General features: G+C 28.6%; 6 protein-coding genes and 2 rRNA genes. 7 read left to right on the top strand and 1 reads right to left on the bottom strand.

The window, feature by feature from the left end; translation table 4 throughout:
- Nucleotides 1-165: 165 nt before the first annotated feature.
- Nucleotides 166-333 (top strand): hypothetical protein, encoded by a 168-nt coding sequence (locus ACWXVK_RS02895; RefSeq protein WP_456017200.1) that lies wholly within the window; start codon nucleotides 166-168, stop codon nucleotides 331-333.
- 283 nt (nucleotides 334-616) lie between these two features.
- Here the strand turns inward: ACWXVK_RS02895 and gpmI are convergent, their stop codons facing one another.
- Nucleotides 617-2,131, bottom strand: a complete 1,515-nt coding sequence (gene gpmI, locus ACWXVK_RS02890; RefSeq protein ID WP_456017199.1) for a 2,3-bisphosphoglycerate-independent phosphoglycerate mutase — start codon at nucleotides 2,129-2,131, stop codon at nucleotides 617-619.
- A gap of 300 nt (nucleotides 2,132-2,431) precedes the next feature.
- Between gpmI and ACWXVK_RS02885 the strand changes: the two genes are divergently transcribed.
- The 6 genes from ACWXVK_RS02885 (at nucleotide 2,432) to recO (ending at nucleotide 12,956) form a co-directional block, all read left to right on the top strand.
- Complete coding sequence (locus ACWXVK_RS02885; RefSeq protein WP_456017198.1) at nucleotides 2,432-5,182, top strand: DUF885 family protein; 2,751 nt, start codon at nucleotides 2,432-2,434, stop codon at nucleotides 5,180-5,182.
- A 219-nt stretch (nucleotides 5,183-5,401) separates the two neighbouring features.
- Nucleotides 5,402-8,128 carry a DUF885 family protein gene (locus ACWXVK_RS02880; protein ID WP_456017196.1) on the top strand — a complete coding sequence of 909 codons (2,727 nt, stop codon included), beginning with the start codon at nucleotides 5,402-5,404 and terminating at the stop codon, nucleotides 8,126-8,128.
- 313 nt (nucleotides 8,129-8,441) lie between these two features.
- Nucleotides 8,442-8,545, top strand: a 5S ribosomal RNA gene (gene rrf / locus ACWXVK_RS02875).
- 394 nt (nucleotides 8,546-8,939) lie between these two features.
- On the top strand, nucleotides 8,940-11,453 hold the full coding sequence (locus tag ACWXVK_RS02870; protein ID WP_456017195.1) for a hypothetical protein: 2,514 nt from the start codon (nucleotides 8,940-8,942) through the stop codon (nucleotides 11,451-11,453).
- A gap of 692 nt (nucleotides 11,454-12,145) precedes the next feature.
- Nucleotides 12,146-12,249: ribosomal RNA gene (rrf, locus tag ACWXVK_RS02865) — 5S ribosomal RNA — on the top strand.
- A gap of 41 nt (nucleotides 12,250-12,290) precedes the next feature.
- The gene (gene recO / locus ACWXVK_RS02860) at nucleotides 12,291-12,956 is read left to right on the top strand and encodes a DNA repair protein RecO (protein ID WP_456017193.1); all 666 of its coding nucleotides are present in this window, start codon (nucleotides 12,291-12,293) and stop codon (nucleotides 12,954-12,956) included.

Here is a 12,956-nt window from a genome sequence, read left to right as displayed (position 1 = left end):
AATTTTTCAAAGAAAATAAAAGTTTTATTTTGTATGAACTCAAGTTGTGAATATTGTTTTAAAACTCCGGAAAATCGTTACAAAGCAAACAGTGATTAACTCACAAGAGATTTTTTAATAGGTAAAAATCTTGACGTTTGAGACGTTTTGACTTATAAATTGAGTTTGATAGTCGTAACGCATAAGTCAGTAGTTTCGACATTTACGGATAAGTTTAATTACTTGATTAGAAATTTAGAAAAATTTAAATTAAATACATCAGGTTTAAAGGAAGAAATGAGCCACTTAAAATCAATGTTTAAAAACGCAATTAACCAATCTAAATATGAATAAAGCTTAAAAAATAAGGACCGTAAGGTTAATTTAAAAATAGTTACTCAACTAAAATTTAAGAATATATTACTATTTAATTTTTTTTCGAAATATATAGATTGACAAAAAAATAATAGCAAAGTGTCACACTTTGCTAATTTTCCTGATTACTGGTTTAAATTTTTAGGTCTTAAAAAATAAATTTGATATCATAAGTTTAATAAGGATTTTTAAACTATAATAAACTATAAAAATGTTGCAATTTGATTAAGAATTAACACTTATATTACTTTTATAAATTTAATTAGAACTTCTTTAGCAATGATTGTCCTGTCATTTCCTTTGGTTTTTGAATATTTAAATATTCAAGAATTGTGGGTGCAACATCACAAAGCGACCCATTTTTTAATTCAATATTTTTATCAGTTGAAACAAATAAAACCGGACTTGTTGTATGTTTTGTTGCAGGTTTATTATTTTCATCCTCAGTTATTTCGGCATTTCCATGATCAGCAGTTATGAATCATGTTACTTTATCACGATTAGCTATCACGAATTTAAGAATTCGTTCAAATTGTTCATCTAGAAACTCAATTGCTTTTATTGTTGCTTGTAAATTTCCAGTATGACCCACCATATCTGGATTAGCATAATTCATGATAACAAAGTCATAATCATTAATTTTTTCAAGCAATTCGTCAGTTATTTCTTTAGCTGACATATGAGGATAATCAGCAAAGCTTGCAGCTTTGATACTATTTACTAAAATTCTATCTTCATTTTTATAAATAACTTCTTTTCCACCATCCATAAAGAAGGTCACATGCGCATATTTTTGAGTCTCTGCTAATCTTAGTTGTTTTAGATTATTGGTGGCTAACACTTCTCCAAGTGGGTTATCTACTTGCATTTCTTTAAATGCGACTAAGGAATTAATACCCTCATATTTCATTAGAGAAGCAAAGAGATTTGGTTTTGTTTTGCTTTTAGGTTTATATTCATATAGTTTGCTATCTAAAATTAGATGACTAAGTTGTCTAGCACGATCCGGTCTAAAATTAAAGAAAAAAACATTATCATTTTCTTTTAAAAATAAGCCATTTTGGTTTTGTGCAGGGTAGAAAAACTCGTCATAAATTCCTTGATTATATTGTTCGTTTATATACTTATTAATATCTTTATACTTGATGGGCGATTTACCAAGAATCGCTTCAAGTGCCAATTCATTTCTTTCGAATATTTGGTCACGGTCCATAGCATAAAAGCGCCCTGAAATGCTTGAAATCGGATAATTGAAATCTTCCGATAATTTTTTAAGTATTATCAATGAATCATTAATTGATTGTGGCTTGACATCTCGACCATCACCAAAAATATGAATTGAAACTTTTTTAAGTCCCTTGTGGTTGGCAAGTTTTATAATTTCAAATAAATGGTTATCTAATGAATGTACACCGCCATTACTTAGCAAGCCCATTAAATGCAAAGTGGTATTGTTTGCTATTGAATTATCAATTAATTTATTTATTACTTCGTTTTTTTTAAAATCACCAGTCTCTATTGCTCTATTAATCAATGATAAACCAGTATATACAATTCTTCCTGCCCCGATGTTTAGATGGCCGACTTCTGAATTCCCAATTTGACCTTTTGGAAGGCCTACATATTCTCCGGATGCTTGCAAAACAGAATTAGGACACATTGCAAACAAATAATCAAATATTGGATGATAAGCCTGTGCAAAAGCATTTCCTTGTCTTTCATTTCTAAGACCCAAACCATCAATTACTGTTAATATTACTTTTTTTTGATTTTCCATACATTACCTCTATAATAAAAAAATATATTTTTACTTATATAAATTTTATAATAAAACAAATGATGCTAAATCATTTCGATTGATTGAGGTGTTAAATTATAAAATATCTTAAAAAGATTGAGATTTGACTTTTTTTGGTCCATTTTTTCCTCTAATTATGTAAACTAAAGGCAAATGTAATATAATAAAAAATGTGTATCTATTGTGGACACACAAATCTTTATTTTTTAAACTTTATCAAAAGGTAAAAAATTTTATTAAATGATAAATTAATAAACTAAATTAAGGATAAGTATATATATGACTCCAAAAACAAAAAAAGCCCTAATTATTAGTGGTATTGTAGGCGGTATTGTTTTAGTACCTACAGTAGTTACAATAATTCCATATGGCGCTCAAATTTCATGATTTAAAAGAGAAACTCAAAAGAATCAAAGATATGAGAAAGAATATGTAGAAGCTAAGAAAGCAGCTGTTGAAGATGAAGCAAATAAGGCTTTAAAAGCTAAAATCGATGCTAAGGATGCTCAAATTGCAGACTTAACACAAAAAAGCCAAAATGCTGATGAAGCAACTAAAGCAAAATTAGAACAAGAAATTAGAAATGCTGAAGCAGAACGTGCTCAACTTGACGATCAATATCAAGAAAATATTGAATCTAAAATTTTACCTATATTAGCAAAAATTGCTGAAGAAGGTGATTTGAGATACTATGAAGGTACCTTAAAAAATACAGCCGAATATGTAGTATTGTCATACAAAAAATTTCAAAGAGATTTAGCAAAACTTGCTTCTAGAGATGATTTAGATATAAATTATCCAAGCAAGGAAAATGCTCAAGAAATTATTAAGTTCTATCAAGATTGAATTAATACATTTTCGAAAATTAATTCAAGAAACCTAAACACTGCCTCAACAGCATGGGTAAGCGGATTAAAATATGAATGAGAAATAGCTAAAACAGTTTATGCATCAGAAAGCCGTTTACTTGGTGTTTGATTAGAATGAGGTCTATCTTCAGCATATCCTATCAATGCTTTTTATGACACAATTAGTGCAATTGATAATGCGAGAGCCTCAAAGGTTCAAAAGAATCTTAAAGAAGGAATTGAATCTGATGTTGTTTTATCAAAAGTGGTTATCAAAAATAATGTAAGATCAATTTTATCTAATTTTTACCAAGAGCAATTGGCAGAATTTTTAAAAGGATCTGACGAGGAAATAAAAGTTACTGACCTTATTGCAAAAAATGAAGAATTAGCTAAATCAAGCCCAGAATTAGTGAAATTCCACAAATTCTATGCTGATGAATATTACAAGGCTTCTAAATCAGGTTTGGGTGAAAATCTAGATGAATTAAAACTATATAAAACAAATAAAATCAACGAAAAAGAAAATCACGTTGAAGTATTTGATGGCAATGATGTTAAAACAGTTTATGGTGTTGGTTTAACTGAAAAAGACCTAAATGCTAAGAATGTTGGTTTAAATTCTATCGTAGGAAAACCAGGTGTAACAAATGGAGATAAGGTTTATAGTGGTATCTTAAAATTCTCTACTACTACAGATGATACAGCCCAAGATGTGTTTAATTCAGGTTATGAAACAACGACAACAGCTGCTAAAAATATGAAATTGACAGCTGCTGCAGTTGCTAAATTAATTACTGGAAAAGACAAAGGTGTATGAGCTCCAACAATTAAGTATGATGATGATGGTCTTGGACCAAATCTAGTTAAAGAAGTTAAATTAAAAATTAGAGATGCTAATGGTGAAATTAATATTTCTGATTTCTATAAGTGATTAAACCAAGAACAATTCTTCTTTGGCCGTGAAGATGCTTCATATTACACAGAAGCTAAAAAACAAGATTTAGCAAATGATCCTAAATTAGAGGATGCAAGACAAAATCTAAAAAGATTAGGATATGAGTTCTTAAAGACAAATAACACCAAATATGGTTCAATTACAAATGAACAATTCTACTATGGAGCACTAGAAGCATTCAAGGGTTACCATGAATTTAGAGATACTACAATTGATCATGGATATTCATATTTCCCTAAGAGTGTTCCAAGATACGGAATCACTTCATATGAATATAAAAGACGTGCTGAAGAAGGTGTTGGTGCATATAATGGTAATGCACAAGTTGAAAAAGATGGATTTGGTGCATTTACATTTAATGTTGACCCATACTACAGCTTACCAAAATGATCAGTAACTTCTTTTGCTAACCACGAAAGTGTTATGGGACACCACAACCAAATCTATTACGCTAAAGAGTTTTTAAAAACTATTGATGGATTAACTGTTGGAAATATCTTTGATTACACTTCATATGCAGAAGGTTGAGCTTTATTTATGGAATGATTCGGAATTGAATCAGGACTATACGGAACTCCTGACTTTGACAGCGAAGACTATTACGCTTTCCCAGTAAGTTTTAAACATTCAAATGGAATTACAAGCTTCGTTTCTTCAGCAATATCGCAAGATGAATCAGCTGTAACTGCTGCAGAAATTAAAGGAATGAAGGAATTACATGGTGGTGTATATTGAAGTTTAGTTGCATCAGAAGGCAAAAATAACTCAAGCGATGAAGAACACACTCTAAGAGCTGTTGAATTAGCTAATATGTTACAATATTTTGGTGCTTTAAATGAAGCTCAATTACGTAACATGAGACGTGCTGTCGATCCTGCATACCATGGAAGAATTGAAGGAAAAGAAGATTTACCTGCCGGTGCATCAATTCAAGATGTTAGAAACTTCCTACATGCTAACTCAGCATTAGGAATTGGTGATATTACATCAGAATCAAAACGTTATCTAAACCTACCTGGACAAGCAACATCATATAATGCTGGTAAAGAAGCTATGTTGAAGCTATATGACAGAGTACGTCAATCAAAGGGACTTTCAAGAAAAGATTTTGTTACTGTCGAAGATAAGGCAAACATTAAAGAACTATTAAATCTAATGTTAGAAACAGGTGGATTACCTCTTGAAACTTTAAAGGAAATTGTAGAATTACATTACAAACTATAAGAGATTTAATTATTCTTTTTTAAAAACATCTAGCTAGTCTAGATGTTTTTAATTTTCCTTTCTTGTAGTGAAACTAAAACTCTGTATAGTATCAAAGATAAATATTTTTATGCTTTTTCATTTAAAATTAAGGTACCTGCAATTTTTGGCAGGAACTACTAAACATTGGATTTATATTTTTAAATTAGACATATAATAAAAGGATTTTAAATAATATATATGACTCAAAAAACAAAAAAAGCATTAATAATAACTTCGGTTGTTGGCACCTTAGTTGCAGCTCCTGTGATTTTTACTGTAATCCCTTTTGCTGCTCAAAATGCTTTATTTAGAAAAACAATTAATGAAAACAAGAAACTAGAAAGCGAATTAACAAATGCTGAGGCAAAGGCAGTTGAGGCAAATGTTGATACAAAAAATAATATTGATGAAAAGAATACCAAACTAAAAGATTTAAATACAAAGTATAATGAATTGAATGATAAAAAGAGTGAACAAGCCACAAAAATTGCTAAAGAAATCGAAATGCTTGCTAGCGAAATTAGAAATCTTGAGTTAGAATACAAAGTAAACATTGATAATGCAATATTGCCTTATTTAGCTAAAATCGCCCAACATGGTGATGCTAAGTATTATGATAATAATTACAAACATACAGCTAGATATATTGTTCTTTCATATGATAAGTTTCAGAGAGAATTAGATGATTTGGCGGCAAATATTGACATATTCTATCCTGAAAAAGAAGATGTTGATAAGATTGTTAAATACTATCAAAAATGAATTGATTCATTTTCAAAAATTAACTCTAATAATCTCAATGTAACTACAACAGCCTGAGCAAGTGGATTGAAATATGATTGGGAAATCGCACAAACCGTCTATGCTTCACAAGGGCGACTAGCAGGTGCATTTTATGAAGGTGGACCAACATCAGCTTACCCAGTTAATTCATTTTATAAAACTATTTTAAGAATAACTGGCGATAGAGCCGAAAAGATGCAAAGAAACTTAAACGAAGGAATGCAAGCTAATATTGTTTTATCAAAAGTTGTTATTAAAAACAATGTTAATATCATTTTATCAAGACATTATTCAAAAGAATTGCTAGAATTTGCAAAAGGAACACAAGAATCAAAGTCTGTTATTGAGATAATTGATTCTAATAAAACTCTTGATGAAAAAACTAAGGCATTCCATAAATTTTATGCAACTGAATATTACAAAGCATCAACTACTGGCTTAGGCGAAAATTTAGAAGAGCTTAAGGTGTTTAAATCAAATGTAGTTAACGAATTAGAAAATACTATTGAAATTTTTGATAATTCAAGTAAAAAAGTTGTTTCAATTTACGGGCTTGGTTTAACTGAAAAAGATCTTGATGCTAAAAATGTTGGTTTATCAAGTATTCCTGGTGATGAGAAAAATACAACTGGTAAAAAGATATATGATGGTATTTTAAAATTTGCTACAACTTCAAATGATTCTGCACAGGACGTATTTAATTCGGGTTATGAAACAACAAAGACGGCTGTTAAGAACATGGAATTAACTGCAAAAGCAGTCGCCAGATTAATTACCGGAAATGAGAACGAGCCATGAACCCCAACTATTAAGTATGATTCTGATGGTGTTGGCCCACAAGAGGTTAAGGATGTTGTACTTGAAATAAGAGATGCAAATGGGAATATTAATTTGCCTGAGTTTTATAAATGATTAAACCAAGAACAGTTCTTTTTTGGTCGCGAAAATTCCTCATATTACACGCAAGAAAAGAAGAGTGAATTGGAAAAAGACCCAAAATTACAAGATGCTATTAAAAATTTAAAGACTTTAGGTTATGAATTCTTAAAAGGTCAAAATTCTAAATATGGTTCAATTACAAATGACCAGTTTTATTACGGAGCTTTAGAAGCTTTTAAAGGTTATAATCAATTTAGAGACACTACTATTAACGAAGGATATTCTTATTTCCCTAAACAAGTGCCGAGATATGGAATTACTACATATGAATATTCAACTCGTTTAAGTTCAGGTGTCGGTGCATATAACGGGAGAGCTAAGGTTGAAAAAGACGGATTTGGTGCATTTACATTTAATGCGGACCCTTATTTTGGCTTGCCAAAATGGTCAGTAACTTCATTTGCTAATCACGAAAGCGTCATGGGACATCACAATCAAATATACTATGCGCAAAAATTTCTAAAAACTGTTGATGGCCTAACGATAGGAGACATTTTTAACTATACTTCATACAAGGAAGGTTGAGCTTTATTTATGGAATGATTTGGAATCGAGGCAGGTTTATATGGAACGCCTGACTTTGAAAATGAAGATTATTACGCTCTACCTGTTAGCTTCAAATCAGCAAAAGGAATTACAAGTTTTGTTAAAGCGACAAGACCACAATATGTAACTAACGAAGAAATTAAAGGAATGAAGGAACTACATGGTGGCGTGTATTGAAATTTAGTTGTTTCAAAAAACAAAATCGATGATGATAAATTGCATACTTTGAAAGCCGTTGAATTAGCTAATATGTTGCAATATTTTGGTGCTTTAAATGAAGCTCAATTGCGTAACATGAGACGTGCTGTTGATACTGCATATCATGGAGATATTAAAGGTACTGATGATTTACCAGCTGGCGCTTCGATTAATGACATAAGAAAATTCCTACATGCTAACTCAGCATTAGGAATTGGTGATATTACATCAGAATCAAAACGTTATTTAAATCTACCCGGACAAGCAACATCGTATAATTCAGGTAAAGAAGCAATGTTGAAACTATATGACAGAGTTCGTAAGTCAAAAGGCCTTTCAAGGGAAGAATTTGTATCAAATAAGGAAAACATTAAGGAATTTTTGAATTTATTATTAGAGACCGGTGCATTACCTCTTGAAACCTTGAAAGAAATTGTCGAATTACATTACAATTTATAATTTTATCTGCAAAATTAAAACTAGCCTTTTTGGCTGGTTTTTTCTTATTAATTCTCAATCAAATCGCAACACTTTTATAGTTTAAAAATGTTTATTAAACCTATGATATCAAATTTATTTTTAAGACTTAAAAATTAAACCAGTAATCAGGAAAAACTGGTGATGTAGTAAATTTTGTGTAAATTTATCTCCTACTTACTTTTTGAGTAAGAGATTTGAGAATTGCAATATAGTATAAAATGATTGAGAATTTACATAATGGATATTTTTTTAAAAAAAATGAATATAAAAAAAATTAGTATATAATTATATCCATAGCAACCATAACGAAGGGGCCCACCTGATTCCATTCCGAACTCAGCAGTTAAGACCTTCCGTGCCAAAAATACCATAAGGGAAGATAGGTCGTTGCTTTTTTTATTTCCTTTTTTTACTTTAAAGCATTGTAGATAACTAAAAACTGATATTTATAAATTTATGAAATAATAATCTTCATGTTTTAAAAAAAATATAAAAAAGTTATAACTAATTACTTTGGTAATTTCATTCTATTTACTATATAATATAGTTAATGATTGATTATATAAAATGTTATTTCCACATTTTAATGTAATAAAAAAGTCCTTAAAATAAGATAGATTTGAATATTTGCAATACAAATCAATCAGTTAACATGTAAATTTTAATTTAATTCGAGACTAATTTTAATTCTTAAAATAATAAATTTTTTTATAAAAAAGTTAATATTTTTCAAATTTTGGAATTAGTTATTTTTAAATAAATTTAAACATAAAATAAATGAGGTGTTTTTATGAGGTTATTTAATTTATTGTTGAATGTGTTTTCGAGCGTTTTAATTCCAACAACCCCTGCCGTAATTAGTCGCCAGAGTGAGGATGTTCAAAATAAACAAGAGATTTTAGAAGCAAAAGATAGAACCACTGATATTCTTGATAATTCAATAATTCATAAGCCAACATCTGATGAAATCGAGAATTTGGACGATTTAAATATTTTTTATTCTGCAATGACTTTAAAAACACAATATAACTTGTTGCATGCCTATAAAGTTTTGAAGAAATTGCTCAAAATTAATGATTCTGCTGAAATTGATGAATTACCATATAAAAAATATAATGATGAATTAAATATCGTTCCAGATAATAAACTTAACAACGAATTTTCAGAATATAATATCGCATTTTTGTCGTCATCTTGAAGAGATTTTATTCGTTTATTTAAAGAAGCTTCGTTTAATTACGAAATTTTTCTTAACGAAGAAATAAAAAAACAAAATATTAATAGTGATTCAAAGGCAAAGGAGGAGCCTCAAAAACTTAGTATTTTTAACCAATTAGATTCCAAATATGATGATGTGTATTTTATTAGAGTTGTTATTGCTGAATTTGAAGCCCTTGAGTTGTTAAAAAATAATAAAAAAAATGTGGAAATTGATACTAAAATAATAGATTTATTAAAAGTAGAAGATGGAACAAATCCATCTTCTCCACAGTATGTCAATACCTTAAAAAAAATTATTCCAATTATTACCGAAATAAGAAACATCGCTGGAGAAAGTATAGCTAATAAGCTTTCAAAAGAAGTGGATAAGGAATTAATTAATGACAAGATTAGACTTGAAGCGTTAACAGCTGCCGTTAGAGCAAAAGGCTCAGATGAATATGAAAAAGATATTAAACAGCGAGCATTAAAAGTTACAAAAAATACCCCAATGGAAGAATTAATTAAACTTAGAGATGATGCTGAAAAAGTGTATGATACATTAAAAAGCAAAGCAGAAGAATCATTCCAAAAACTAAAAGAAAAAATGAAATTTCGTGAGCAAATAGATAATGCATGAAACGTTAAGGTTTTACAAAGAGTATATGGCGAGATTATTAAACAGCAAATTAGTGAGTTTAGAAAAGACGTAGAAGCAGTTGTGGAAAAAACTATTGGTTCAGATATGCATGATGATTTTGAAAAGCGTTTATCAAATCAAAATTTAACTTTGGAACAATTGACTGTTATTTTTGAAGAAGCCAATAATGAATTTATTAATGAAAAAGAAAATGCTACTAGAATAGTAAATTCTATTCTTGATGAAGAAGTCAGAAGAGAAAATATTGAAAAAATAGAAAAATCAAACAATATTACAGAATTGAAAAAAATTGCAGAGGAAGCTAAGGAAATTAGAGCAAACGAGGATTTGCTAAACGCAAGAAAAAATGCTAAAGAGGCAGTTGATAAAACAGTTGGTTCATCAAAGCATGATGAATATCAAATGAGATTAGAAACATCACAAGAGGAAATAGATAAACTTTTAGAATTAATAAAAGAAGCAAATCTTGAATATACTACTAAAAAAACAGAAGTTAACAAGATTTTAGAAAGCCTTGATGATAAAAAAGATTTTGTTGAAAAATTTAATAATGCTAACAATATAGAAAAGTTAGATGAATTGCAGAAAATTTTATTGGTTGAAAAGCAAGAACAGGATTTGGTTAATTTAACTAAAAGAGCACAAAAAGCAGTTGACCAACTTGAAGGTTCTAGTCAATATGATGAATTTAAAAAAATACTTGCTAATGCTAAAGGTGATATGGCTAAACTTCTTAGTGTCGCCGAGAAAGCAGAAGCCATTTATAATGCCGAAAAGCAAAAAGTATTAGATATATATAATAAATTATTGGACAAAAAGGATTACCAAGCAAGAATTGACAGCGCAAAAAACATTGGGGCGCTAAAGCTTTTATTAAAAGAAATAACCCAAGAAAAAAAGTCGCAGGATAATGCCAAGATAAAAAAAGATGCTGTGGATGCTGTTAATAAGTTAGAAGGTTCTGATATAAAATCTCAATTTGATAAAGAATTAAAAGAAGGCCTTGATGATCCTAAAAAATTAAGTAATATTATTGAAAGAGCTAATAAAGAATTTAGCAAAGAGTTTGAAACAATTAATAAAGAATTAGATAAATTAAGTGACTCAAATGTAAAGAAAAAAGAACTAGAAAAATTAGCTAAAAAAGCTAAAAACATAAAAGAATTAAGAAGCATAAAATTACAAATTCAAAAGGCCATTCTTGAACAAGAAAACAACAAGAAGGATGATCCAAAAAAAGATAATTCTAAAATGAATCAACCAAAAGAAGAAGAGAAAAACCCTAGTATTCCTAAAAAACCTGATATTTCTAAAAAAGATAGTAAATCTAAGGTTAATGTAGCTGCAATTGCAACCCCACTTGTGGTAATACCAACGTTGGCAGGCGCAAGCGTTGGCACTTGATATATGATTAAACGTCATAGAAAGAATAAAAAAATGTAATTTTAATATATATTAAAATATAGCAAGCATACTAAATAAAAAGATAAAACCTTAGTCATTGCGAAAAGATAATATATAATTGCGCAATAATATTTAAAAAAATAATTTTTATAAAACTAGCTATACGGCTGGTTTTTAATATTATTTTGTTTCTAGTAAGTAGAGAAATAGTTTTGAATAATTAGATAAAGTTAGGATATTATGCAAAGCTTTAAAAAACTAGAATAATATTAATTAAGCTAATTGTTAAAATAATGAAACATAGTTAGAACAAGAAACTTGCGGATTTTCATAAATAAGATATTTGGTTATTTATGAAATACAATTAAAAATATTATAGATATATTTTTTAATATTCTTTATTGACTATCTTGTTAAAACAATAGCAAAAAAATAGAAACATTTTGTATCCAAACCCTTATGCTTTAAAAATTATGCAAGATGATTTGATATATTGATTGGGAATATAAATTAAGTTACTTTTTTGCGGTAATAAACCTTTATAAGTAAAAAGCATATCTAGATATAATGAATTTTATTTTTACAATAAAATTAATTTTTATTATAAAATAATGTGCAAACATGTTTTGCAATTTCTAATTAAAAAAACAAGTTTATCGATATAAAAATAATAATTTTAAAAAAATATTAAAAAATATTATAAAAAAATTTTTTTAATATATAATTATATTTACAGCAATCATAACGAAGGGGCCCACCTGATTCCATTCCGAACTCAGCAGTTAAGACCTTCCGTGCCGAAAATACCATAAGGGAAGATAGGTCGTTGCTTTTTTATTTTATTTTTTTAAAAAATAGAAAGTAAAATTATATTATATGGTTAATAGAGAATTCGAGACCGAGGGAATAGTTCTAGAAATAATAAATCATGGTGATAATGATGCTATCATCCAAGCCTTGACACAATCGGGTGTTTGTTATTTTTTTGCCAAAGGAATACAAAATGTTGAATCCAAAAATAGAAGAAATTTATTATTATTAGGATTGTCAAATTTTGAATTAATAAGATCGAAATTTGTTAGTAACATGCCTAGACTAAAAAGAGCAACACTAGTTTCGTTTTTTCCATTGCAAGAAACCTTGCAAGATATATTTAATAAAGTTCATTACTTTTTAAAGCGAGCAGGTAAGCAAAACAATAATTTTTTATATGCTAGATATAGGGTTTTTTTAGAAAATGTTGAAAAAAAACCAAACCATAGTTTTATTTATATCTTATTAGCTTTTTTAGATATGTTTGGTTATAGGCAAAATTTAAGCTCATGTGTAGAGTGTGGAGATAAAGAACATATTGTAGATTTTGAATTTTATAAGGGAGGTTTTTTATGCCGAAACCACTCACAAAAAAGTAAGGATATAAATTTATTAAGAGGTTTGTATTGGATTGAAGCTGATTTTGAATATTTTAAGAGTAATATTGATGAAATTGATGTTATACAAATAATAAATATGGTTATTTCTTTTTTAAAAACGATGATATAA

The organism is Mycoplasma sp. 3398 (assembly GCF_053851555.1).
This window is presented reverse-complemented; position numbering and strand designations above follow the sequence as displayed.